Source organism: Paraburkholderia sp. SUR17, assembly GCF_029536165.1.
Lineage (GTDB): Bacteria > Pseudomonadota > Gammaproteobacteria > Burkholderiales > Burkholderiaceae > Paraburkholderia > Paraburkholderia kururiensis.
Genome location: NZ_CP120509.1, coordinates 2,799,422 through 2,822,460 on the forward strand (window position 1 = coordinate 2,799,422; position 23,039 = coordinate 2,822,460).

The window sequence follows — 23,039 nt, forward strand, 5'->3', positions numbered from 1 at the left end:
CCCAAAAACGATAGGAGACATCGGGATGACGACGGCGCATTCTCCCGCTGCACGCCAATCCACCGGTTTGCGCGAACCGCGTCGCTACGCGGGCTCGCTGATCGTGCTGCACTGGCTGATCGGGCTCGCCATCATCGCCCTGCTCGCGCTGGGCCTGTACATGGTCGGCCTGCCCAAAGGGCTGCCCGTGAAGGCCACGTTGATCAACTTGCACAAGTCGCTCGGGTTGACGGTTTTCCTGCTGGTGCTTCTGCGCATCCTGGTGCGCGCGGCCCGTAACCGGCCGCCGCTTCCGCCGATGCCACCGTGGCAACGCGCCGCCGCGCGCACCACGCAGGTTCTTTTATATGTCGGGATGGTGGCCATGCCGGTCACCGGTTATCTGGGCTCGTCGTTCAACAGCTACGGCACGCGCTTCTGGGGCCTCGCGCTGCCGCGTTGGGGCTGGGACGACGCTGGCCTGCGCCACCTCTTCTTCGGCGCGCACCGCTACATCGCCTACGCGATGATCGTGCTCGTCGCGCTGCATATTGCCGGCGCGCTCAAGCACCAGTTCATCGACCGCGACAACCTGATGGCGAGAATGCTGCCATGAGCGTGGCCGCCATGATGCCGTGTTCACGGTCGCCATCGTCGCAGGTGTCGCAAACACTGCGCACGCGCGACGGACACCGCGTGCGCTATGCCGTTGCGGGCGCCGCTGATGGATTGCCCGTGGCCGTGCTGCATGGTGGCCCCGGCAGCGGCAGCCAGCCGGGCGCGCTGCGGCTCTTCGATCTCTCGCGCCATCGCATCGTGCTGGTCGATCAGCGTGGCGCGGGCGCATCGAAGCCGCGCGGCAGCGTGCGCCACAACCGCACCGACGCGCTGATCGCCGACATGGAAGCCATTCGCGTGCGCCTTGGCATCGAACGTTGGGGCGTGCTGGGCGGATCGTGGGGCGCGGCGCTGGCGCTCGCCTACGCGGGGCGGCATCCCGAATCGCTAAGTGGGGTCGTGCTGCGCGGGCTCTTTCTCGCGTCGGAACGCGAAGTGCGCGGACTCTTCGTGACTTCGCGCCATCGTGCTCCGCGTCAGTGGACGAAGCTTGCGTCCGCTGCGCATTGCACGCGTCCTCACGCGTTGCTGCGTCGTTGCCACGCGCTGCTTCAATACGGCGTGAGCCACGCACGTCAACGCGCCGTGGCGCTCGCGTGGCGCGACTACGAAAACGTCGTGCTCGCGCGTTCGTGCGGACGCGGCGCCGTGGCTTCGGCCACGCGAACGCCTCGCGTCACGCCCGCTCGTGCAGACCGGCTTGTCGCGAAGTACCGCGTGCAGTCGCACTATCTCGTACATCGCTGCTGGCTGGGCGAAACGCGGCTGCTGGCGCTGGCGCGTCGCGCGGGCAAGGCCGGTGTGCCGATTGCCGCCGTGCATGGCAGCCGCGACCCCGTGTGTCCGCCGCAGAATCTGCAACGTCTCGCGCGTGCCGTGCCGCATGTGCAGACCGAATGCGTGCCGGGCGCGGGCCATCTCGCGAGCGACCCTGCGCTGCACCGGCGCGTGGCGCGCGCTATCGAACGCCTGTTTGCCGAACCCAACCGCGAGGAGCGCACGCTGCGCTACGCCACATGAAAATCAAGGTGCTCGGATCGTCCGCAGGCGGCGGCTTTCCGCAATGGAACTGCAACTGCCGCAATTGCGACGGCGTGCGACGCGGCACGGTGAAGGCGACGCGCCGCACGCAGTCGTCTATTGCGGTGAGCGCGAACGGCGAAGACTGGCTGCTCGTGAATGCGTCGCCGGACCTGCTCGCGCAGATCGCGGCGCATCCCGAACTGCAACCGGCGCGCCGTGTGCGCGACAGCGGCATTGCCGCCGCGCTCGTGATCGATGCGCAGATCGACCACGTCACGGGCCTCGTGATGTTGCGCGAACGCGATACGCCGCTGCCGCTCTACGCCACGCAGGCCGTGTGGCAAGACCTCTGCACGGGCTTTCCGATTGGCCCCATGCTCTCGCATTACTGCGGCGTGGAGCATCACCCCATCGCGCTGGACGGTGGCGCCTTTTCCGTCGCGGCGCTGCCGGGCTTGCAGATCGAAGCGCTGCCGCTTTCGAGCAAGGCACCGCCGTACTCGCCGCATCGCAATGCGCCGGAACGCGGCGACAACATCGGCCTCACGTTCATCAATCCGCAGTCGGGCAAGCGGGCGTTCTATGCGCCGGGGCTGGGCGCAATCGAACCGCACGTGCTGGCCGCCATGCGCGAAGCCGACCTGCTGCTCGTGGACGGCACGCTGTGGACCGGCGACGAAATGATCCGGCTGGGACTTTCGAAGAAGACCTCGGCTGACATGGGCCATCTGCCGCAATCGGGGCCAGGCGGCATGATCGAGGTGCTCGATTCGATCGGCAGCGGCACGGGCAAACCGCGCAAGGTGCTCATCCACATCAACAACACGAACCCGATTCTGGTGGAAGACGGCCCGGAGCGGCGCGAGCTTGCGGACCACGGAATCGAAGTCGCGTATGACGGCATGGCGTTCGAACTTTGAGGGTTTGAATGCGTTGAGCGCCCTGACCAGACGAAATCAAACGGAGACGGCATGAACATCAACGACACCTACGGCACAGCGCCGGTACGCGAGGTCGATCCCACGCTGCCCGCCTGGAGCCGCGAGGCATTCGAAGAGCAGTTGCGCGCGAAGGGCACGTCGTACCACATTCATCATCCGTTCAACGTGAAGATGAACAGCGGCGGCTGTTCGCCCACGCAGATTCGCGGCTGGGTGGCCAACCGCTTCTATTACCAGATCAACATTCCGCTTAAAGACGCCGCCGTTCTCTCCAATTGCCCCGACCGCGCCACGCGCCGTCGCTGGATGCAGCGCATTCTGGACCACGACGGCTACGGCGAAGACGAAGGCGGCATCGAAACGTGGGCGCGCCTGGCAGACGCCGTCGGTATTTCGCGCGACGACCTGTGGTCGCTGCGGTTCGTCACGCCGGGCGTGCGTTTCGCCGTGGACGCCTACGTGAATTTCGCGCGCCGCGCGCCGTGGCAGGAAGCGGTGTGCTCGTCGCTCACGGAGATGTTTGCACCGCAGATCCATCGCGACCGTCTCGCCACGTGGCCCGGTCATTACCCGTGGATCGACGCCGTGGGTCTCGACTACTTCCGCTCGCGCATCACGCGTGCGCAGCGCGACGTGGAGCACGGCCTCGAAGTCACGCTCGACCACTTCACGCGGCGCGACCAGCAGGAACGGGCGCTCGAGATACTGCAATTCAAGCTCGACATTCTCTGGACGATGCTGGACTCGATCGAAAAGGCCTTCCCGCAATGACTGACGAAGCGCACAACCTGAAGCTGAAAACGCTGTTCCGCATGCAATGGGAGCCGGCGCAAAACGCGCACGTGCTGCTGTACCCCGAAGGCATGGTGAAGTTGAACCAGAGCGCCGCCGAAATCCTGAAGCGCTGCGACGGCACGCGCAACATCGACACGCTGATCGCCGATCTCGAACAGGCCTTCAACGCCACGGACATCGGCGGCGAAGTCCGCTCATTCGTGGCCGAAGCGCAGCGGCGCGGCTGGCTGGAGTAGTGTCATGAACGAACCTGCTGCTGCCTTTGCCTCTCCCGCTGCCGCCGCTTCGCAAACCGCGGCGCCCGACGTGCCGCCGCCGCTGTGGCTGCTTGCCGAACTCACCTACCGTTGCCCGCTGCATTGCGTGTTCTGCTCGAACCCGGTGAACTACGCGGCACACAATCGCGAACTGGATACGGCGCAGTGGCTCGACGTGCTGCGCGAAGCGCGTGCGCTGGGTGCGGCTCAACTGGGCTTCTCCGGTGGCGAGCCGCTGCTGCGCGACGACCTCGAAGTGCTCGTGGCCGAAGCACGCAAGCTGGGCTTCTACACGAACCTCATCACCTCCGGCATCGGGCTCACGGACAAGCGCATCGGCGACCTGAAGGCTGCGGGCCTGGATCACATTCAGCTCTCGTTTCAGGACTCCACGCAGGAACTCAACGACTTCCTTTCCAGCACGCGCACGTTCGATCTGAAGCGGCGTGTGGCGAGCCTCATCAAGGCACACGGTTTTCCGATGGTGCTCAACTGCGTGCTGCATCGCTACAACCTGCCGCACGTGGACCGCATTATCGAGATGGCGCTTGCAATGGGTGCCGAGTACCTGGAACTCGCCAACACGCAGTACTACGGCTGGGCCAAGGCGAACCAGGCGCAACTCATGCCCACGCGCGAACAACTGGAAGAGGCGGAGGCCGTGGTGCAGCGCTATCGCGAAACCCATGGCGACCTCTGCAAGATTTTCTTCGTGGTACCCGACTATTTCGAACGGCGCCCCAAGCGCTGCATGAACGGCTGGGGCGCGGTGTTTCTGGGCGTGGCGCCGGACGGCACCGCGCTGCCCTGCCACGCGGCCCGCGATCTGCCGGGGCTCGTCTTCCCGAAGGTGACCGAACAACCGCTGCGCAGCATCTGGTACGAGAGCGACGCGTTCAATCACTATCGCGGCACGTCGTGGATGAAAGAGCCGTGCCGCAGTTGCGACGAAAAAGAGAAAGACCTGGGCGGCTGCCGCTGCCAGGCGTATCTGCTCACGGGCGACGCGGCCAATGCGGATCCGGTCTGCGACAAGTCTCCGTTGCATGAAAAAGTGGTGAGCGTGGTGCGCGAAGCGGCAGTGGCCCGATCGACGCCAATATCGGCCCTGCGCGAGCAACCCATCCTGTTTCGCAACGACGCCAACTCGCGGGCGCTGGCCGCGCAGACGGAGCACACCGACCACACATCGGATACCGCGGGAGCCGTGCGATGACCGAGAACGCCATTTCCGTCCTGCTCGTCGACGATCACGCCGTGGTGCGCGAGGGCTACCGGCGTCTGCTCGAACTCAACGCCGACGTGAACGTATGCGGCGAAGCGGCCGACGCCGCTGCGGCCTACCAGCGCTTCTGCACGCTGCAACCGGACGTGGTGGTGATGGACGTGTCGTTGCCGGGTGCAAGCGGCATTGAAGCCATGCGCCGCATGCTGGCACGCGAACCGCATGCGCGCGTGCTGATTTTCAGCGTTCATGAGGAAGCCATCTTCGTGCGCCGCGCGCTGGATGCGGGCGCCCTCGGCTACGTGACGAAGGCCAGCGCACCGGACGTGCTGGTGGAAGCGGTGCGCACAGTGGCGAGGCGCGCGAGCTATCTGAGCCCCGATATTTCGCAAACGCTCGCGTTGCGCCACGCATTCAGCGAAGGTCCGCCGGGGCGTCAACTCTCCGCGCGCGAATTCGAAGTACTGCGGCTGCTCGTGCAGGGCTACACGTTGCAGAGCATCGCGGAAAAGCTGGGGCTTTCGCAAAAGACCGTGGCGAATCACCAGTCGGTAATTCGCCAGAAGTTCGGCGCCGACAACGGCGTACAGCTCGCGCAGATGGCAAGCCGCCTGGGCCTTCAGGGCCTTCAATTCACGGGGCCGGCGAGCCCCGCCTGAGCCGGAAGACGCGCGCAGAACAGAAAGCCTTCGCCGGGTTTGCTCGCCAGCTGAAACTCGCCGCCCAGCGCTTCCACGCGCTCGCGCATGCCGATGAGCCCGAGCCCCGCACGCGGCTCGCCCAGGTCCGTGCCCGGACCGTTGTCCGCCATCGAGACGATGATCTCGTCGTCGCCCTGCGCGCCCTCGCTCACCTGTCCCGCCGCCGCATCGCGCGGCGCCCGCACGAGAAAGATCTCCACGCGCGACGTGCGCGCGAACTTCGACACGTTCGTGAGCCCTTCCTGCACGAGCCGGTAGAGCGTGATGTTGAGCACGTCGGAGAGTCCGCTGAAATCGCCTTCGATGGTGAGCGAAAACGACGCGTCCGGCAGCCGTTCGCGCCAGCCGTCCACGCAATGTTCCAGGGCGCTCGGCAAGCCAAATTCGTCGAGCCCGATAGGCCGCAGCCTGCGGATCATGCCGCCGATCTGCCGGTAGACGTGACCCGCGCTCTGCACGAGCGCAAGCGCAATGCGATGAATCTCGGGTTCGCGTTCGCCCGAGAGGTCGCGCACGCGCGAGGCGTCCAGCGACATCGCATTCAGGTATTGCCCCAACTCGTCGTGCAGTTCGCGCGCGAGGTGCCGGCGTTCCTGCTCCTGCGCGTCCAATGCCTGATTCGCAAGACGCCGGTTGTCCGCGAGCAGCCGCTCGGCCTCTTCTTCCAGCATGCGGCGGCGCGCCAGTTCGCGCTGCGTTTCGCGATAGCGTCGCCACGAGAACCACGCAAGGCCCACGGCGAGCACGCATAACGTGGCGGGCAATTCGTCCAGCTGAAAGCGTTCGAGGTGGCGCGTGAAGCGGTAGGTCAGTTCGCTGAAGTCGAACATCATGGCGAGCAGCCACGCGACCACGGTGATGACGACAACGCAAAGCAGATCGCGCCACGCAACGGAACGTGACGGCTGCGGGCTCGCATCAGGAGCCTTGGGAACGCTAGACAGGTCGGTTGGGTCGTGTGCCATTCCGCTCGATTGTACTCAGCCCATGCGCGCGCGAGCACTGTTTTACAGGCGCTTTCGACGTCTTTTAGCGGCCTTTTATGGCTTCGGGAAGGGTTCCGGGCAAGATCAGGAAAAGCTCCCGGTTCTGCATGCCATGCCTTGTGCGAAGCTTTCAGCACGCAGACATCGCGCGTGGCAATGATCTGTGGCGAACAACAAAAGACATCGAACAGGTGGAGCAGAGACAATGAGCATTCCCATCCATTTGCGCCGCAGGCGTCTGCGCATGCGGCGCGCCGGTCTTGGTGTGTTTGGCGCGTGCATCACGGGTGCGCTGACGGGTCTTCCGGGGGCGGCGTGGGCGCAGGCCACACCCGCGGCGGCAACGGCTGCTTCTCAGCCCGCTGCTTCTCGGCCCGCTGCCGCAGCTGAGGCGCCAAACGCATCGGGCAACAACGCGGGCAATAGCGCTGGCAACGACGCTGGCAACAGCGCGGCAAACACACCGCTCCCCGAAACCACCCTCGCGCCCGTCGTTGTCGTGGGCACCACGCCGTTACTCGGCATCGGCACGCCGCTCGCCCAGGTGCCCGCCAACGTGCAAACGGTGCACGCCAAAGACATCGACGCGCAGCATCGCAGCACGCTGATCGACTATTTCGCGAAGAATCTGCCGAGCGTCGATATCTCCGACGCCCAGGGCGACCCCTGGCAAATGAACGTGAATTACCGCGGCTTCACGGCGTCGCCGCTGCTGGGCACGCCGCAAGGGCTCTCGGTATTCGTGGACGGCGTGCGCGTGAACGAGCCCTTCGGCGACATCGTGAACTGGGACCTGATTCCGTCGCAGGCCATCGACACCATCCAGCTCATTCCCGGCTCCAATCCCACCTACGGGCTCAATACGCTGGGCGGCGCCATTGCGATCACCACCAAGAACGGCAAGACGAGCCCCGGCGGCGAAGCCGAAGTGCAGGTAGGCTCGTGGGGCCGCAAGACCGCGCAGATCGAACAGGGCGGCACCATCGGCCAGAATCTGGACTACTACGTGACCGCCGGCGCCGCGAACGACAACGGGTGGGCCGCGCAAAATGCCAGCCGCGTGCGCCAGGCCTTCGGCAAGCTGCGCTACACGGACGCCGACACCACGCTCTCGTTTTCCGCTGGCGGCGCGGACAACGACCTGCACGGCAGCCAGACGATTCCGCGCTCGTTCCTGAGCAACCCCGCGCAACCGTACACGTTCCCGGACGAAAACAAGAACAGCGTGGGCTACGCCACGCTTTCGGGCGATCACTTCTTCAACGACAACGTGGAGCTGAGCGGCAACGCCTACTTCCGCCAGTTCCGCAACAGCAACCTCAGCAGCAACAACAACCCCGACTTCGGGTCGCTGAACGCGGACGGCACCGTCAACACGCTGGAGGCCACGAACGTCCAGTCCATCGTCTCTACGGGCAGCTACGGCGGCAGCCTGCAACTCACGCTGCTCGGCAAACTCGCGGGCATGGACAACCAGTTCGTTTCGGGCGTGTCGGCCGATCTCTCGAACTCGCATTACACGTCTTCATCTCAGGACGCCGCGTTTACGTCGACGCGTGCGACAGTGGGCATTGGCGACTTCGCGCTGCAGACCGACGCGCGAACGCATTCGGCCAACTACGGCGTCTACTTCAGCGACACGCTCTCGCTCACGAAGCAATGGGCGCTGACGCTGGCGGGTCGCTACAACTGGGCGTCTGCCACCATCGGCGACGAAAGCGGCATCCAGCCGCAGCTCGACGGCCACCACACGTTTTCACGCTTCAATCCCGCCGTGGGCATCAACTGGAATCCCACGCGCAACTTCACGGCCTACGCCACGTACAACGAAGGCATGCGCTCGCCTACGGCCATCGAACTCGCCTGCGCGGACCCTGCCGCGCCCTGCTCGCTGCCGAATGAGTTCGTGGCGGACCCGGCGCTGGAACCGGTGATCTCGAAGACGTTCGAGGTGGGCGCGCGCGGACGCATCGGCGCGAGCACCACGTGGAGTGCGGCCGTCTACAGCACCACGCTCGACAACGACATCCAGTTCGTGAGCAGCAACGGCGCATCGAGCAACCAGGGCTTCTTCCAGAACGTCGGCAGAACGCGGCGCCAGGGCCTGGAACTCGCGGGGCGCAGCGAGTTCGGCCCGTTCGCCGTGACCGCGAGCTACAGCTACGTGAACGCCACTTATCGCTCGACGTGGACTGAAAACAGCGCGAGCAATTCGAGCGCGGATGCGTCGGGCAACATCACCGTGAAGTCCGGCGACCATATTCCGGGCATTCCGCAAAATACCGTGAAACTGCGGCTCGATTACAAGCCGCTGCCGAAGTGGAACATCGGCACGAACCTGACGTGGCGCGGCAGCATCTACGCGCAGGGCGACGAAAACAACCAGGACGTGAACGGCAAGATTGCGGGCTACTTCCTGATCGACCTCGATACGACCTGGCAGGCCACAAAGCAGCTGCAACTGTTCGCCACGGTGACGAACCTGCTCGACAAGCGTTATGCGAGCTACGGCGTGCTGGGCGAAAACTTCTTCAATGGGCCCGGCCACACGTTCGACGGTGCGAACCCGGTGAACGAACAGTTCGTGGGACCCGGTGCGCCGCGCGGCATGTGGGTGGGACTGCGATACGCGTGGAAGTAGGCGGCAGGAGCATGCGTGCCTGGCATGCGTGGAGCGACAGGCTCACGCGTGTGAGGCACGCGTGAGCTTTGATGCCGTGATGCGTCTTCAGTCGATCGTGCCGTCGCTGCGCGGCCACGTGACGATGCCCCAGGCAAGCGGCAGGTCGCCGATCTGCTTGATGGGCTGATAGCTCTTCGCGTCGAGCACGTAGACCGCGTCCGAGCGCCCGCAGGCCAGCATCAGCTTCGTGCCGTCCGGCGTGAAGCTGAAGTGCCAGCAGCGCTGCCCGATGGGCACGTCCGTAACGTGCTCGAAGCTGTGGCCGTCGAACACCTGCAGCGTCTTGTCACGCGCGGCGGCCACCAAAAGCCGCTGCCCTTCGGGGCCGAACGTGATGCCGTATGGCCCGAGCTTCGTGTCCACGGTCTTCACCACGCTGAAGTCGTGCGCGTCCAGCACCACGAACTTGCTCAGCGATTCGAGTGTGACCACGTAATACTTGCCGTCCGGCGACACCGTGATGCCGCGCGGCCGGCCGCCCGCCGTGAGCTTCACCGTGCGAATGGGTTGACCCGTGCGGGCGTGGTAGACCGACACGGTGTCGTCGCCTTCGTTGGTGACGAGCATCGCGTCGCTATCCGGCGAAAACGCAATGCCTTCGGTCTCGTGGCCACTCGTGACAGAGCGGATCACGCGCCACGTCTTCATGTCGACGATGGCGATTTCGGCGGGCGGCTTGTTCGCGTCGTCGTCTTCCGCAGCCGGTTTGCCGGTTTTTCCGGGGTTGTCGGGTTTTCCGGGTTTTCCATTGGGCGGACCACCGTCCTCGCCCGGTTCGTAGGTCACGTAGGCGTAGCCGTTGTGCACGCGCACATACTCGGGGTTTTTGCCGATCTTCACGCGCTTCACGACGTTGCCCGTGGCCGTATCGATCACGGCAAGGTCGCGCGTGTTCTTGTTCGCCACCAGCAGGCGCGTGCCGTCCGCGTTGAGGCTCAGGCCGCGCGGACCGTCCGCGCCCACCGGGAAGGTCTTCGCGAGCGTCATCTGATTCAGGTCGATCACGCCAACGCCGGCCTTCTCGGAAGTGACGTAGGCCGTGGGCGCCGACGCATCGGCTGCACCGGCTGCGTTAGCACTCGCAGCCCCTACCGCCGTGCCGGCCGCAAGCGCAAACGCAACGGCCAGCGTCAGCGGACGCACGCGGCGCCTTGCGGGATGGGCTCGTTCTGCAGCAGCGGGTTTCAAGGGAGGGAAGGAACAGCGTGTCTCCAGCATCTTGTTCTCCTTGTCCGTATCGGAAGCGTTGCGCGCGGTTGTGTGGCGCGACCGCGCGCGGCGAAGCTCAATGGTCCAAGTTAGCCCATCGGCACGCAGTTTGGCAATGGAGGCTAAACGGGAGAACTTCCCGAAATAAGCCCCGGCTTATCGGCAACGAAAGAATGTCTGAATTCACATCGCCGCGCTGCTTCGCTATTGTCGGGCTCATGAATCGGCCAATGAATCGGCCAATGAACCGGTCAATGAACCGGCTCATCTGCCGGCCCATGTCTCGCGGCTTGCACCCACGCTCGCAGCCGCCGCCGCGAACTGCCGACCGGACTACCGACGGGACTCCCCCCGCCAGCGGGACCCTCACAGGACCAGCCCATGCAAGCGCTCATTTTCGACGTTGACGGCACACTCGCCGACACCGAAGCCGCTCATCGCAAGGCCTTCAACGCGGCCTTCGCCGAGGCCGGGCTGGACTGGCACTGGGACGAACCGCTCTATACGCGGTTGCTTTCCGTCGCAGGCGGCAAGGAACGGCTGCTTCACTACTGGCGCATCACCGACCCTGAAGAGGCCGCGGGCTCGCGTGTGAGCGAAGTGATCGACGCCGTGCATGCCATCAAGACGCGCCACTACGCGGCGCTTCTGCGCGATGGCGGCCTGCCGCTGCGGCCCGGCATTGCGCGTCTCATCGATGAGGCCAACGCCGCCGGCGTGCCCGTGGCCATCGCCACCACCACGACGCCCGGCAATCTGGACGCGTTGCTCTGCACGCCGTTCGGCACCGACTGGCGCCACCGCTTCGCCGCCATCTGCGACGGCCACACCACGCCCGTGAAGAAGCCCGCGCCCGACGTCTACTTCGACGTGCTGCAACGGCTCGCCCTGAGCGGCAACGACTGCATCGCCTTCGAAGACTCGGTGAACGGCCTGCGTGCCGCCCGCGCCGCGCGCATTCCCACCATCGTGACGCCTACGGCCTACACGGCCCATCACGATTTCGACGACGCCTTGCGCGTGCTGCCGCATCTGGGCGACCCGGATCAGCCGCTCGCGCTGCATGCCACGCACGAGCCGTGCACGATCGTCGATCTGGCCACGCTGCGCCGCTGGCACGGCAACACGCTGTTCCCAGGCGCCGCGATCAGGCCCGCGAGCTTTGCCACGCCCGCTGGAATCACAGGCAACCCGGCGGTACGCCGATGAGCGGCCCGACACGTGCAGTGCTCGTCGATCTGGACGGCACGATGGTCGATACGGCGGCGGACATCGCCGCCGCCGTCAATTTCATGTTGGCCGAGTTCGGCGCCGAACCGCTGACGCTGGAGACGGTACGCGGTCTGATTGGCCGCGGCGTGCCGGCACTCGTGCGGCGCTCGCTCGAAGCCGCGCACCTCGACCGGCGTTTGAGCGCAGGGCGCGCCGAGCCCGTGTTTCACCACTACTACGCGCAGGTGAACGGGCGCCTCGGCACGGTCTATAGCGGCGTGACGGAAGGGCTCGCCGCACTGAAGCGCGAGGGGTATGCGCTTGCCTGCGTCACGAACAAGCCGCGGTCGCTCGCGGCGCCGTTGCTTGCGCTGACGGGCCTCTCCCGCCACCTCGATGCCCTCGTGGCGGGCGACTCGATTCCCCACATGAAGCCCGCGCCCGAGCCGCTATGGCATGCGGCGGAACTGCTCGGCGCGGACGCCGCGAACACGGTGCTCGTGGGCGACTCGCCCGTCGACGTAGCGGCCGCGCAGGCCGCGGGCATACCCGTCTTCATCGTCACCTACGGTTACGCAGGGCCGAACGGCGCGCAGGCCCTGCCCTGCGACGGACTCATCGATTCGTTCGAGATGTTGCCCGCGTTACTGGCGCGGGCGAGGGCAGTGTCGGAGCAGTAAGGGGCATTTCTCACGCAGACGCCGCATGTTTGCATGTCTATGCGCTTCGCATCGCAATGCGAAGTGGTCCAGAACGAAAACTAAAGATTCGGACAATGCGGCCGTAATACGGGCGGTAAATCACAAGAGCCAGGGCCGGCCTCGGCCTCAAGGCGATCAACAATAACCGCTCACCGCACGAGGGATTCTCCATGCCCATTCGCCGCATGCGCCTGTTGCTTGCAGCGCCTGCCGTCTTGCTCGGCGCCTGTTCAATGGTTGCCCCGCCTTACTCCCCCTCTGTCGACAATATCGAGTCCCTGAAGAGTATGCCGACGGCGCATGCGCGGCTTGGCGAATTTTCTTCGAACCCCGGTCCGGCCAATTACTACCCCGTGCCGCTGCGCGCAGATTCAATGCGCTCGCCTGTCGGAAACTCGTTCGGCGACTATCTGGCGGACGCAATGACACGAGAACTCACGATGGCCGGCAAGCTCTCGCCGCAAAGCGACGTTGAAATCAAGGCCACCTTGATCACGAACGACATCGACGCAGGTCTTGCCCAAGGCGGCGCGAAGCTCGCCGCGCGCTTCGTGGTGACGCGCAGTGGCGACATTCGCTACGACAACGTCGTCAGCGCGCAAACGCAATGGGATTCCGCATTCGCGGCCATGATCGCCGTACCGAAAGCGAGAGAGGAATATCCGATCGCCGTGCAGAAGCTGCTCGGTGCGCTATATGCCGACCCGGCCTTCCGCAAGGCAATCGAATAAGACGCCGCTTCGAATTTTGAATACACCAACCACACGAACGAGGATTAAAACAATGACGATGATTCGCACCGTGGCCGTTGCCAGCCTGATCGCCGTGCTGTCCGGCTGCGCGCATGAAATTTCGTTGACGGGCGATCCCACCAGGCTGCCTGCACTCCAGACGGCGCCACTCGACAAAACCGTCGCGCTCGTCATCACCGACGATGAGGCCGGCCGCGAAGTCATTACGCCGGGCGGTGGCGGCGACAAGGTCAGCTATCACCCGTACCGCGATCTCGAGTTGCCGCTGTATGTCGGGTTGGGCCACGTGTTCAAGAACGTGACCAAACTGAAAGCTGCACCGGACGCCGAAACCATTCGCGCCAGGCATCTGGATTACGTGGTCGTGCCGACTATCGTGACGACGTCTTCGTCGCCGAGCCTCGTGACATGGCCGCCGACCGACTTTTCCGTCACGCTCACGTGCACGGTGACGGACCCGGCGGGCCAACAGGTTGTGACAGAGAAGGTCACGGGCACGGGTCACGCGGAATTCAGCGAATTCCGCCGCAACTTCGGCCTGGCAGCCCAACTGGCTACCGCGGACGCCGTCACGAAGCTGCAGGACTCGCTTGCAGGCGCGCCGGAATTGCATAAGTAACGCTGCGGCAAAGAGATATACGGCGGCCCGCACGGCTTCATGAGGCGATCATGAGTGACCGTGCAGACCCGTCGCTTCGTTTGCAGGCCTTTCTCTTGCAGTCCGGCTGCAAACCGCGCCTTTAGAACGCGTGCCGCAACCCCACTGTCACCGCCACCTGCGTGCCGGTGGACGAAGGCGACAGCGTATTGATCATCGCTTCGCTCAGCACGGTGCCGGCCGGCGCACCGCGCACGTGTTGATAGACACTTTCCAGATAGACGTCGGTGCGCTTGCTGAGCGAGTAGTCGGTTTGCAGCATGACCGAATGCCACGCGGGATACGCGACCGTCGTGCCGCTGCCGTAAGCGCCATCCGTGTACGTGTAGGCCCCCGAAACGCTCCACGCCGGCGTGATCGCGTACTTGGCGTTCACCTCGTAGTTGTCGAGCCGCAGCGTTCCCGCGAGCGGCAGATAGCCGCCCGTGCCGAACGAGAACACGCCCGCCATGTTGTCGATCTGCGTGTGGCTCCAGACGAGCCCCACCGTTGCCGGCCCGAACGTGTAGTTGCCGCCCGCGCCCCAGATGCGCTGACGCTGCGCCACGAAGTTCGCGCTGCCGTCGCCCTGCGAAATCGCGCCGTTCGGCGTGGTGCCCGTCACGCCGCCGCCCGCGTTGTTGAACTGCAGATAGCCCGCCGCGAGATTCACGGGGCCTTGTGCCCATGAGAGCGCGAAGCCATAGGCGCGGTTGTCTGCGAATGCGCCCGCCTTGTTGCTGAACGCGTACATGCCTTCGAAGGTCGCGCCGTAGAACGTGGGGCTCGTGTACTTCACCGCGTTGTTGATCACGACGGAATTGGCCGCGAGATTGTCGTTCTCGAACGGATGCGCGGCCATGTTGCCGCCCCAGGTGTTGGCCTCCGCGGAGAGCGGCCCGAGCAGGTCGTTGACCACGTCGAACTGGCGGCCGAACGTGAGCGAACCATACGGATCGCTTTGCAGCCCCACCCACGCCTGCGAACCGAAGCCGTCGCCGGGGAACGCCTGGGTGCCGTTGTTCAGGTTGAAGCCTTGCTCCAGCTTGAAGTTGGCATGCAGGCCGCCGCCCAGGTCTTCCGAGCCTTTCAGGCCGAACACGGTGTTCTGCGTGGAACTCGTCGCCATCTGCCAGGCGCTGTGGCCGCCCTGGTTGTTCGTGTAGGTGAGCCCGGTGTCGATGAGACCATACAGGGTCACACTGCTTTGCGCGTGCGCGCAAGCGGCAAAGGCGCCGGTGAGTGTCAACGTCAGCAAGGTTTTCTTCATGCTTTCAAGCTCCGTTTTGATCTTGGCAAATTCTGGCGGACTTTCATGGATAGCGCCGGCCATGCCGCAAACAAGGGCATGCCATTGCACCAGTTCGAAACCGCGTGCGACGCAGTGGTGAAGCAGAGGCTGTGACAACACGGAACGTGTGGCCACGAGCCGACGAACACGCGGTATCGAACGCAAGGTTCGCACCAGCTTCGCGAACGGCGATTGCAGTGACGGGCTTGAAAGGAAGAGCGGGTACGTGGGCACTTTACGAAACGAAACGTAGATGACGTTTCGCTTCCTCGCGGCTTGCTTGCTGCTTGCCGCATGCTTGCTGCTACTGATCGCGTGAATTCAGCAGATGCGCGGCAACTGCTCGCCGCTCAGCATGTCGAGTTCGCGTGCGCCGCCCAGGGCGTTGAGTCGCACGGCAGGGCGGTTGTTGTGCACGGCCTCCACGCGTCCTATCACTGTCGCGCGCGGATCGAAGCCGCGCAGCACGTCCACCGTGCGGCTCGCTTCATCGGCAGGCGTGAACGCAACGAAGCGGCCCTCGTTGGCTACGTAGAGCGGATCGAGCCCGAGCAGTTCGCATGCGCCGCGTACGGGGTCCAGCACGGGAATGGCGGCTTCGGCGAGATCGATCACAACGTTCGCGGCCTCCGCAATTTCGATGAGCCCCGTTGCGAGACCGCCGCGCGTGAGGTCGCGCAGACAGTGCAATTCGATACCCGCGTCGATGAGTGCGAGCACGGTGGCCGCAAGCGGCGCGCAATCGCTCGCGAGTTCCGTTTCGAAGCCCAACCCCTCGCGCACCGCGAGAATCGCAATGCCGTGGCGGCCAATATCGCCGCTCAGAATCACGGCGTCGCCGGCGCGAACGCGTTGCGGCACCACAGGAGCAGGCGCGCGAATCAGGCCGACGCCCGATGTGTTGACGTACAGCCCGTCGCCCTTGCCGCGCTCCACCACTTTCGTGTCGCCGGTCACGATGCGCACGTTCGCGGCAAGCGCCGCCGCGCGCATCGATTCGACCACCCGTTGCAGCGTAGCGAGCGCGAAGCCTTCTTCGATCACGAGCCCCACGCTCAAATAACGCGGCTCGGCACCGCACATCGCAAGGTCGTTCACGGTGCCGTTGACGGCGAGCGATCCGATGTCTCCGCCCGGAAAGAACAGCGGGCGCACGACGTAGGAATCCGTGGTGAAGGCGAGCCGTGCGCCGTCGGCGTCGAATGTCGCGCCGTCGTGCGTGAAGTCTTCGTCGGACGTCGCGAATGCGGGACGAAAGAGCCTCTCGATCAGTTCACGGGTAAGACGCCCTCCGCCGCCGTGCGCGAGTTCCACCACGTCTTTGCTGCTTGCAGGCAGCGGGCAGGATGCCGAAAGAAAGGACGATTCGCTCATAGGGTGTCGGTCGCCTTGTGCATTTCATGTCCGGTCGCAGGCAGGCTATCGCCCCCGCGCCGATAGCGGTAGTACGCGGCACATACACCCTCGGACGACACCATCGTCGCCCCCAGTGGATGCTCCGGCGTGCAGCGTGTGCCGAATGCGGGGCAATCGCAGGGCTTGCGCCGGCCGCGCAGCAAATCGCCTGCGATGCATTCGCCTGCGTGTTCGTCGGGCACGGCGAGGTCCGCAAAGCGCGTCAGTGCGTCGTAGCGCCGATAGCGCGGCGCAAGCCCAAGGCCGCTTGCGGGAATCTCGCCCAGGCCGCGCCAGCGCTGCGCCTGCACGCTGAAGACCTGCGCCACGGCGGCGCGCGCCGCCGTGTTGCCCTCGCGTCGCACCGCGCGGCTGTAGGCGTTCTCCACCTTCGCCTCGCCTGCTTCGAGTTGCCGGATGCAGAGGTAGAGCCCTTGCAGCAGATCGACAGGCTCGAAGCCCGTCACCACGATGGGAATGTGATGCCGCTGCGCGAGCGGCTCGTAATCGGCGTAACCCATCACCGTGCACACGTGGCCGGCTGCGAGAAAACCGTTCACGCCGTTGTCCGGCTCCGTGAGTATCGCTTCGATGGCGGGCGGCACGAGCACGTGCGAGACGAGCAGACAGAAGTTCGCCAGTTGCTCGCGTTCGGCCTGAAGCACGGCCATCGCCGTGGCCGGCGCGGTGGTCTCGAAGCCGATGGCAAAGAACACCACCACACGTTCAGGATGACTACGCGCCAGCGCCACGGCGTCGAGCGGCGAATAGACGATGCGCACGTCCGCGCCATGCGCCCTCGCTGTCAGCAGGCTGCCGCTTTCACCCGGTACGCGCAGCATGTCGCCGAACGAGCAGAAGATCACTTCGGGCCGGCTGGCTAATTCGATGGCAGTGTCGATCATGCCCGCAGGCGTGACGCACACGGGACAACCTGGGCCGTGCAGCAGCGTGATGCCTGGCGGCAGCATGCGATCGATACTGTGCCGCACGATGGAATGCGTCTGCCCGCCGCAGATTTCCATGATGGTCCAGTGGCGCGTGGCGAGCTTCGCAATGGCATCCGCATAGTGGTGTGCCGCCGCTGGATCGCGCCATTCGTCGACGTGCTTCATGCCTTGCGCTCTCCAACGTCGAATTCGGCAAGCGATTCGAGCGAGGCCAGCGTCTTCAGCGCCTCGGCCTCGTCGATCACGGCAATCGCGAAACCCGCGTGCACGAGCACATAGTGGCCAGGCATCGCCTCGGGCACGTAGGCCAGGTTCACCACTTTCACGATGCCGCCGAAATCGACGCGGCCCTGGCGCGTCAGCGGGTCTTCGCCATCGGCGGTGAGAATCTGGCCTGGAACGGCGAGGCACATCAGCGTTTCTCCTCGTGCTTTGCATCGAGCACATTCAGTGCCGTCGCCGCGAACAATGCCTGGCCTACCGCGAGCCCGCCATCATTCGGCGGCACGCGGCCATGCGTGAGCGCTTCGAAGCCGGCATTTCGCAAACGTACCAGCGCGTGCGAGGCAAGGCGTTCGTTCTGAAAACAGCCACCGGTAAGCAAAACATGGCGTGTACCAACGAGCGAAACGGCCCGTACCACGACATCGGCAATGAGTTGCGCAAGGGCATCGTGGAAGGCCGCGGCGAGCGTGGCGGCATCAATGTTCGCTTCACGCGCTTCGACGAGCGAGGCCAGTGTTGGCGCCCAGTCGGCCATGAGCACGCCGCCATTCGCGGTGGTTCGCAGCACCGCGGGCGCAAGCACGAAGGCATGCGACGACCGGCTCGCCGTCGCTTCCAGCACCAGCGCGGCTTCGCCTTCGAAGCTGCTGCGCCGGCATAGGCCAAGCATGGACGACACCGCATCGAACAGCCTGCCGGCACTCGACGTAAGCGGCGCCTGCACGCCGCGCGCGAGCATGACACTGAACACGCGCCGAGCCTCGGGCGTGGTGTCTGCAACCGGTGGCAACGAGCGCTTCGACCACATCGCCTCTCCGAACACGGCGTGCAACGCGCCGAGTGCGGCACGATCGGGCTCGCGCATTGCGGCTTCGCCACCCGGCAAGCGGAATGGCAGCAAATGCGCCACGCGACGATAACCGTAACCGTTGCGGTTACGCTCTACCGCAATGAACTCTCCGCCCCACACGGTACCGTCGCCGCCGTAACCGCTGCCGTCCCAGGCGATGCCGAGCACGGGTTCCGCCGCCAGGCCGCGGTCTGCCATAGCGGCGAGCACGTGCGCTACGTGATGCGGCACGCGCCGCACCTCGCCCGCAAGCTTCGCAGCGAACTTCGTGCTGTAGTAATCGGGATGTGCGTCGCACGCAATGGCCGGTGACTGCATCGGGAACAGCTGCAGCATGTCGTCCACTCCACGCGCGAACGCTGCGCGCGCCGCGCTGCCGTCAAGGTCACCGATATGCGGACCCAGCACGATCTGGCCTGCTGCTGCCGCTGCCATTGCGCTCTTGCCATGACCGCCCAGCGCGAGCACGGGGGATACGCCGCGTTGATTCACGGCAGGCATCGCGAGCACGAGCGGTGCATAACCTCGCGCGTGCCGAAGAACGACGGGTTCGTCCGCAATGACACGCACCACCGAATCATCCACGCGATGCACGATGGGACGGTCGTGCACCAGAAACAGGTCGGCCACGCCCCGAAGCTGCTGCACAGCCTCGCGCTCGTCACAGAGAATCGGCTCGCCGCTCAGGTTACCGCTCGTGGCAACGATGGGAAAACCGAGTTTCTGCATCAGCAAGTGATGCAGCGGCGTGTACGGCAACATGATGCCGAGCCAGGGAAGCGAAGGCGCTACGGAAGGCGCGAGGCCCGCTCTATCTTCGCGAGCCCGCAGCAGCACGATGGGCGCGGCCGCCGAGCGCAGCAACGCCGCTTCCGTTGTGCCGATAGGCGCGAGCGCCGCCGCTGCGTCGAAGCCCGGCACCATGATGGCGAACGGCTTCGACGGCCGCCCCTTGCGTTCGCGCAGCAAGCGCACTGCTGTGTCGTTGCGCGCATCCACGAGCAACTGGAAACCGCCCAGACCCTTCATCGCCACGATGGCGCCTGCGCGCAGCGCATCGGCGGCGCGGGTCAGCGCGTCGTCACCCGTGCAGGTTGGCTGCCCGCTTGCATCGAGCAGCGCAAGCCGAGGGCCACATTGCGCACACGCATTGGTCTGCGCATGAAAGCGTCGCGATAGAGGGTCGTCGTATTCGGCCTGACACGCGGCGCACATCGTGAAGCGCCGCATGGCGGTGCGTTCGCGATCGTACGGCGCGCGCTCGATCAGGCTGAAACGCGGGCCACAATGCACGCACGTCGTGAACGGATAGCGGTAGCGGCGGTTGGCGGGGTCACTTATCTCGTCGAGACATGCGGCACACGTCGCGAGATCGGGCAGCACGGCGGCGAACTGCGTGCGTTCGTGCGTGCTGGCAGCAATCGCGAATGCCTCGGCGCCGCAAGGCGCGATGCGTTCGATCCGGCGTTCGCGCACCTGTGCCGGGGGCTGCAATTCCGTATCGAACCGCGCAAGGAACCGTTCCAGCGCGAGCGCATCGCCCTCCACTTCGATCACTGCGCCGTCGCCCGTATTGCGCACGAATCCGCGCAGGCCTTCGCTCACCGCGAGCCGATGCACGAACGGACGAAAGCCCACGCCCTGCACGGAGCCTGTCGCGGTGATGCGCAAGCGCATCGCCGCGTTGGCTTCGTTTGCGCAAGCGAACGCGCGCAGCGGGCCGTTCACGGAGCCTCGCTCCGCTCGTCGGGCACGTTCAGCGCCACGCTTTGCAGCACCACGTGCAATGCGTTCGGGTCCGCGGCATCGTGCGAGGTGACGATGTTCAGCGTCGCCTGTTCGGCCAGCGTGCCGCGCACCTCTTCGTCGAAATGCTCGCGAAAATGCTCGGGCGAAAACTGGCTCAACGCACCCAGCCAGACGTGCACTTCGCTCACGCTCTCGGCGTCTGCTTCGAGTGCGGCGGCCAGCACGCGACGCACGAGGTCGCGCACGATTCCCGTCTCATGCATCGAATGCCTCCCTGGGCGGGCGATTCGCGCTACGCAATCGCTCCACCTCGGCTATCACCTGGCTCGCCGCTTCGGGAACGGCCGCCGCCACCGCGGGCGTAACGGGCGCACCCACGTCGAAACACGCGCCTTCAATGGCGAACACCACGATGTCTTTCGGCGCGACGCCCAGCGCTTCGGCCAGTGCGATGGCGTCCGCCAATCCGAACGCATGGCTCGACGCGAACGGCATTTCGCGCGGCAGCGCCTGCGCGGCCAGATCGAGCCGCCGGATGCGACCGGGCTCGCCCATTGGCGCGGCAGCGTCGATGCAGATCAACGCGTCGATGCCGCCCATGTCGTCGCCCAGATTCATCATGTCGCCGCCGCGCGTGAGCAGCGAGACGTCGGCGGGCAAACGCCCCACCAGTGCCGCGGCGACGAGTGAGCCAACACCGTCGTCGCCGCGATCGGCGTTGCCGATGCCGATCACGCGCACGGTGCGCGCGGGCGCATGTATTTCTGCCGCGTTCGTCATGACCGCTCCACCGATAGCTTGAGAAAGTGCGCCGAGCACGAAATACAGGGGTCGTAGTTGCGGATGCTGCGTTCGCAGTGGTCGCGTATCACGTCGTCCGAAGCGTCGATCACGGACTGCGCCACGGCCGCGAGATCCGCTTCGATACTCGGCTGGTTCTGCGACGTAGGCGGAACGATGCGCGCATCCAGAACGGTGCCTTCGGCGTCGAACGTGTAGCGGTGCCAGCAGATGCCACGCGGCGCCTCGGTGCAGCCGAAGCCCGTGCCTGCGCGCGGCTCGGCGGGCACGGCGGAAAGCGGCGGCGGTTCGTACGCCGCGATCAGGCGCAATGCTTCTTCGCACGCGTAGACCAGTTCGACGGCTCGCACCACGATGCTTTTGAACGGATTGCGGCATACCGATTCAAGCCCGGCCTCGGCGGCAAGCTCGCGTACCGCGGGCGGTAGGCGGTCGAAATTCAGTGCGTAACGGGCAAGCGGCCCTACCAGATAGGCGCCGCGCTCCTTCACGAATGCGTGCAGCGCGGTGGAGTGCGAAACGTGGCGCTCTTCGAACGCGCTCTCGAATGCATCGATGCCGATGTCGATGCCCTTGCTCGATACGATTCGCCCTTCGTTGAAGGGGTATTCGTCGCGGTGACGCAGTGCGACGAATTCGTAGTCGCACTCGTAGTCCGGGAAGGCAAACGTCGCGACCCAGCGGGCGAGATCGACTGCACTGTCGCGCGCGCGTTTCAGGCTTTCGGCCACGGGCGCCAGTTCGGCTTTGCGAGGCACGCGATGAAAGCCGCCCACCTTGACGTTGACCGGATGAATCTCGCGGCCGCCCAGCACGCGCATCAACTCGTTGCCGGCCTTCTTCAACGCGAGGCCTTTGCGCACCACGTCGCCGTGCTCGCGCGCCATCGCGATGGCATCGGGAAAGCCGAGGAAGTCCGGTGCGTGCAGCATGACCACGTGCAACGCGTGACTTTCGATCCATTCGCCGCAGTAGAGCAGCCGGCGCAACGCACGCAGTTGCCCTTCTACACGAACGCCGAATGCGTTCTCGATGGCGTGGACCGCGCTCATTTGATACGCCACGGGACAGATGCCGCAAATGCGCGCCACGATGTCCGGCGTCTCGGCATAACCGCGCCCGCGCAGCATCGCCTCGAAGAAACGCGGCGGCTCGAAGATGTTGAGCCGCGCCTCGCTCACCTTGCCGTTGCGGATGCGTAGATCGAGCGCGCCTTCGCCTTCCACGCGAGCCAGGTAATCCACGCGGATCGTCTTAGTCGCCATGACGTTCGCTCTCCTCGCGGAACGGTTCGGCTGCGGCATTGAAGGTGCGCAGCGCACGCTGGATATCGCGCGGCCTTGCGCCCAGCGCCCGCCACTCGCGCGAAAGCGCCGGCATGTTGGGCGTTTCCATCGGACCGTAGCAGCCGTAACAGCCGCGCCGATACGAAGGACAGATGGCCCCGCAGCCCGCATGCGTAACGGGCCCGAGACACGGCGTGCCCTGCACCATCACGCAGACGTTGCCGCGCTGCTTGCATTCGATGCACACGCTGTGCGCCGCGATGGCGGGCTTGCGTCCCGCCAGATACGCGCTAATCACTTCGAGCAACTGCACCTTGTTGATGGGGCAGCCGTGCAGTTCGTAATCCACGCGCACGTGCGCCGAGATGGGCGTGGAAGTGGCAAGCGTGCTGATGTAGCTGGGCCGCGCGTAGACAGCGGCAATGAAGGCGTCGACGTCGGCGAAGTTGCGCAGCGCCTGAATGCCGCCCGCCGTTGCGCACGCGCCAATCGTGACCAGGTATTTCGACTGTTTGCGCACGTCCTGAATGCGCTTCGCGTCATGTTCGGTGGTGATGGACCCTTCCACGAGCGAGAGATCGTAGGGTCCACGCACAACGGCGCTGGAGGCTTCGCTGAAGTTCGCGATTTCCACGGCGTCGGCAAGCGCCAGCAGTTCGTCCTCGCAATCGAGCAGCGACAACTGGCAGCCATCGCACGAGGCGAACTTCCACACCGCGAGGCGGGGACGCTTGTTCGTTGCGCTGCGCGGCGGGTTGGCGTCGGCGTTCATC

General features: G+C 65.3%; 23 protein-coding genes. 12 read left to right on the forward strand and 11 right to left on the reverse strand.

Features of this window, described 5'->3' with window-relative positions; genetic code table 11:
- The first annotated feature begins 25 nt into the window (after positions 1-25).
- From P2869_RS29715 to P2869_RS29745, 7 genes are read left to right on the forward strand one after another with little or no spacing between them, the layout of a single operon-like run.
- Complete coding sequence (locus tag P2869_RS29715; RefSeq protein ID WP_126875368.1) at positions 26-595, forward strand: cytochrome b; 570 nt, start codon at positions 26-28, stop codon at positions 593-595.
- Positions 592-1,617 carry an alpha/beta fold hydrolase gene (locus tag P2869_RS29720; protein ID WP_277598847.1) on the forward strand — a complete coding sequence of 342 codons (1,026 nt, stop codon included), beginning with the start codon at positions 592-594 and terminating at the stop codon, positions 1,615-1,617. The genes P2869_RS29715 and P2869_RS29720 overlap by 4 nt, the downstream gene beginning before the upstream one ends.
- Positions 1,614-2,540 (forward strand): pyrroloquinoline quinone biosynthesis protein PqqB, encoded by a 927-nt coding sequence (pqqB, locus tag P2869_RS29725; protein WP_017774752.1) that lies wholly within the window; start codon positions 1,614-1,616, stop codon positions 2,538-2,540. Before P2869_RS29720 ends, pqqB begins: the two co-directional genes overlap by 4 nt.
- Positions 2,541-2,591: 51 nt before the next feature.
- Positions 2,592-3,332 carry a pyrroloquinoline-quinone synthase PqqC gene (gene pqqC, locus P2869_RS29730; RefSeq protein ID WP_017774751.1) on the forward strand — a complete coding sequence of 247 codons (741 nt, stop codon included), beginning with the start codon at positions 2,592-2,594 and terminating at the stop codon, positions 3,330-3,332.
- On the forward strand, positions 3,329-3,592 hold the full coding sequence (gene pqqD / locus P2869_RS29735; protein WP_017774750.1) for a pyrroloquinoline quinone biosynthesis peptide chaperone PqqD: 264 nt from the start codon (positions 3,329-3,331) through the stop codon (positions 3,590-3,592). Before pqqC ends, pqqD begins: the two co-directional genes overlap by 4 nt.
- Before the next feature lie 4 nt (positions 3,593-3,596).
- Positions 3,597-4,829 (forward strand): pyrroloquinoline quinone biosynthesis protein PqqE, encoded by a 1,233-nt coding sequence (gene pqqE, locus P2869_RS29740; RefSeq protein ID WP_277598848.1) that lies wholly within the window; start codon positions 3,597-3,599, stop codon positions 4,827-4,829.
- A complete protein-coding gene (locus P2869_RS29745) occupies positions 4,826-5,497 on the forward strand; it encodes a response regulator transcription factor (protein WP_017774748.1) in 672 nt (223 codons plus the stop codon). The genes pqqE and P2869_RS29745 overlap by 4 nt, the downstream gene beginning before the upstream one ends.
- On the opposite strand, the gene P2869_RS29750 is transcribed toward P2869_RS29745, so the two are convergent.
- Positions 5,467-6,504, reverse strand: a complete 1,038-nt coding sequence (locus P2869_RS29750; RefSeq protein WP_017774747.1) for a histidine kinase — start codon at positions 6,502-6,504, stop codon at positions 5,467-5,469. The two genes, P2869_RS29745 and P2869_RS29750, sit on opposite strands and share 31 nt — an antisense overlap.
- A 226-nt stretch (positions 6,505-6,730) precedes the next feature.
- Here P2869_RS29750 and P2869_RS29755 point away from each other — a divergent pair, with 226 nt between their 5' ends.
- On the forward strand, positions 6,731-9,166 hold the full coding sequence (locus tag P2869_RS29755) for a TonB-dependent receptor (RefSeq protein ID WP_277598849.1): 2,436 nt from the start codon (positions 6,731-6,733) through the stop codon (positions 9,164-9,166).
- An 87-nt stretch (positions 9,167-9,253) separates the two neighbouring features.
- On the opposite strand, the gene P2869_RS29760 is transcribed toward P2869_RS29755, so the two are convergent.
- Positions 9,254-10,351: a beta-propeller fold lactonase family protein gene (locus P2869_RS29760; RefSeq protein WP_277598850.1), complete on the reverse strand. Its 1,098-nt coding sequence runs from the start codon at positions 10,349-10,351 to the stop codon at positions 9,254-9,256.
- A 447-nt stretch (positions 10,352-10,798) separates the two neighbouring features.
- On the opposite strand from P2869_RS29760, the gene P2869_RS29765 reads away from it, so the two are divergent.
- The 4 genes from P2869_RS29765 to P2869_RS29780 all read left to right on the forward strand — a co-directional run bounded on the left by P2869_RS29765 (position 10,799) and on the right by P2869_RS29780 (position 13,701).
- Entirely contained in the window at positions 10,799-11,626 is an 828-nt protein-coding gene (locus P2869_RS29765) for an HAD family hydrolase (RefSeq protein ID WP_277598851.1), read from the forward strand.
- Positions 11,623-12,309, forward strand: coding sequence for a phosphoglycolate phosphatase (gene gph / locus P2869_RS29770; RefSeq protein ID WP_277598852.1), 687 nt, complete (start codon positions 11,623-11,625; stop codon positions 12,307-12,309). The genes P2869_RS29765 and gph overlap by 4 nt, the downstream gene beginning before the upstream one ends.
- Positions 12,310-12,617: 308 nt before the next feature.
- The gene (locus P2869_RS29775) at positions 12,618-13,061 is read left to right on the forward strand and encodes a hypothetical protein (RefSeq protein ID WP_277598853.1); all 444 of its coding nucleotides are present in this window, start codon (positions 12,618-12,620) and stop codon (positions 13,059-13,061) included.
- Positions 13,062-13,113: 52 nt separating this feature from the next.
- Positions 13,114-13,701 carry a hypothetical protein gene (locus tag P2869_RS29780; RefSeq protein WP_017774741.1) on the forward strand — a complete coding sequence of 196 codons (588 nt, stop codon included), beginning with the start codon at positions 13,114-13,116 and terminating at the stop codon, positions 13,699-13,701.
- A 121-nt stretch (positions 13,702-13,822) separates the two neighbouring features.
- Here P2869_RS29780 and P2869_RS29785 read toward each other — a convergent pair whose 3' ends face one another.
- The 9 genes from P2869_RS29785 to P2869_RS29825 all read right to left on the reverse strand — a co-directional run bounded on the left by P2869_RS29785 (position 13,823) and on the right by P2869_RS29825 (position 23,038).
- Positions 13,823-14,989, reverse strand: a complete 1,167-nt coding sequence (locus tag P2869_RS29785) for a porin (protein WP_026121423.1) — start codon at positions 14,987-14,989, stop codon at positions 13,823-13,825.
- A gap of 342 nt (positions 14,990-15,331) precedes the next feature.
- Complete coding sequence (hypE, locus tag P2869_RS29790) at positions 15,332-16,384, reverse strand: hydrogenase expression/formation protein HypE (protein WP_277598854.1); 1,053 nt, start codon at positions 16,382-16,384, stop codon at positions 15,332-15,334.
- A complete protein-coding gene (gene hypD / locus P2869_RS29795; RefSeq protein ID WP_277598855.1) occupies positions 16,381-17,520 on the reverse strand; it encodes a hydrogenase formation protein HypD in 1,140 nt (379 codons plus the stop codon). The genes hypE and hypD overlap by 4 nt, the downstream gene beginning before the upstream one ends.
- Positions 17,517-17,768: a HypC/HybG/HupF family hydrogenase formation chaperone gene (locus tag P2869_RS29800; protein WP_277598856.1), complete on the reverse strand. Its 252-nt coding sequence runs from the start codon at positions 17,766-17,768 to the stop codon at positions 17,517-17,519. The genes hypD and P2869_RS29800 overlap by 4 nt, the downstream gene beginning before the upstream one ends.
- Positions 17,768-20,158, reverse strand: coding sequence for a carbamoyltransferase HypF (gene hypF / locus P2869_RS29805; protein WP_277598857.1), 2,391 nt, complete (start codon positions 20,156-20,158; stop codon positions 17,768-17,770). The genes P2869_RS29800 and hypF overlap by 1 nt, the downstream gene beginning before the upstream one ends.
- Entirely contained in the window at positions 20,155-20,442 is a 288-nt protein-coding gene (locus P2869_RS29810) for a hydrogenase maturation nickel metallochaperone HypA (RefSeq protein ID WP_277598858.1), read from the reverse strand. The genes hypF and P2869_RS29810 overlap by 4 nt, the downstream gene beginning before the upstream one ends.
- Entirely contained in the window at positions 20,435-20,959 is a 525-nt protein-coding gene (locus P2869_RS29815; protein WP_277598859.1) for a hydrogenase maturation protease, read from the reverse strand. The genes P2869_RS29810 and P2869_RS29815 overlap by 8 nt, the downstream gene beginning before the upstream one ends.
- The gene (locus tag P2869_RS29820) at positions 20,956-22,245 is read right to left on the reverse strand and encodes a Ni/Fe hydrogenase subunit alpha (RefSeq protein WP_277598860.1); all 1,290 of its coding nucleotides are present in this window, start codon (positions 22,243-22,245) and stop codon (positions 20,956-20,958) included. The genes P2869_RS29815 and P2869_RS29820 overlap by 4 nt, the downstream gene beginning before the upstream one ends.
- A complete protein-coding gene (locus P2869_RS29825) occupies positions 22,235-23,038 on the reverse strand; it encodes an oxidoreductase (protein ID WP_017774732.1) in 804 nt (267 codons plus the stop codon). The genes P2869_RS29820 and P2869_RS29825 overlap by 11 nt, the downstream gene beginning before the upstream one ends.
- Position 23,039: the final 1 nt, after the last annotated feature.

Bases quoted from the DNA above. Each gene is read 5' to 3' on its own strand.
- P2869_RS29825 (WP_017774732.1), bottom strand. From the start codon at position 23,038: ATGAACGCCGACGCCAACCCGCCGCGCAGCGCAACGAACAAGCGTCCC.
- P2869_RS29785 (WP_026121423.1), bottom strand. From the start codon at position 14,989: ATGAAGAAAACCTTGCTGACGTTGACACTCACCGGCGCCTTTGCCGCT.
- P2869_RS29780 (WP_017774741.1), top strand. From the start codon at position 13,114: ATGACGATGATTCGCACCGTGGCCGTTGCCAGCCTGATCGCCGTGCTG.
- P2869_RS29775 (WP_277598853.1), top strand. From the start codon at position 12,618: ATGCCGACGGCGCATGCGCGGCTTGGCGAATTTTCTTCGAACCCCGGT.
- P2869_RS29750 (WP_017774747.1), bottom strand. From the start codon at position 6,504: ATGGCACACGACCCAACCGACCTGTCTAGCGTTCCCAAGGCTCCTGAT.
- P2869_RS29800 (WP_277598856.1), bottom strand. From the start codon at position 17,768: ATGTGCCTCGCCGTTCCAGGCCAGATTCTCACCGCCGATGGCGAAGAC.
- P2869_RS29720 (WP_277598847.1), top strand. From the start codon at position 592: ATGAGCGTGGCCGCCATGATGCCGTGTTCACGGTCGCCATCGTCGCAG.
- P2869_RS29815 (WP_277598859.1), bottom strand. From the start codon at position 20,959: ATGACGAACGCGGCAGAAATACATGCGCCCGCGCGCACCGTGCGCGTG.
- P2869_RS29820 (WP_277598860.1), bottom strand. From the start codon at position 22,245: ATGGCGACTAAGACGATCCGCGTGGATTACCTGGCTCGCGTGGAAGGC.
- pqqB (WP_017774752.1), top strand. From the start codon at position 1,614: ATGAAAATCAAGGTGCTCGGATCGTCCGCAGGCGGCGGCTTTCCGCAA.
- pqqD (WP_017774750.1), top strand. From the start codon at position 3,329: ATGACTGACGAAGCGCACAACCTGAAGCTGAAAACGCTGTTCCGCATG.
- P2869_RS29765 (WP_277598851.1), top strand. From the start codon at position 10,799: ATGCAAGCGCTCATTTTCGACGTTGACGGCACACTCGCCGACACCGAA.
- hypE (WP_277598854.1), bottom strand. From the start codon at position 16,384: ATGAGCGAATCGTCCTTTCTTTCGGCATCCTGCCCGCTGCCTGCAAGC.
- P2869_RS29745 (WP_017774748.1), top strand. From the start codon at position 4,826: ATGACCGAGAACGCCATTTCCGTCCTGCTCGTCGACGATCACGCCGTG.
- P2869_RS29715 (WP_126875368.1), top strand. From the start codon at position 26: ATGACGACGGCGCATTCTCCCGCTGCACGCCAATCCACCGGTTTGCGC.
- pqqE (WP_277598848.1), top strand. From the start codon at position 3,597: ATGAACGAACCTGCTGCTGCCTTTGCCTCTCCCGCTGCCGCCGCTTCG.
- P2869_RS29810 (WP_277598858.1), bottom strand. From the start codon at position 20,442: ATGCATGAGACGGGAATCGTGCGCGACCTCGTGCGTCGCGTGCTGGCC.
- hypD (WP_277598855.1), bottom strand. From the start codon at position 17,520: ATGAAGCACGTCGACGAATGGCGCGATCCAGCGGCGGCACACCACTAT.
- P2869_RS29755 (WP_277598849.1), top strand. From the start codon at position 6,731: ATGAGCATTCCCATCCATTTGCGCCGCAGGCGTCTGCGCATGCGGCGC.
- gph (WP_277598852.1), top strand. From the start codon at position 11,623: ATGAGCGGCCCGACACGTGCAGTGCTCGTCGATCTGGACGGCACGATG.
- pqqC (WP_017774751.1), top strand. From the start codon at position 2,592: ATGAACATCAACGACACCTACGGCACAGCGCCGGTACGCGAGGTCGAT.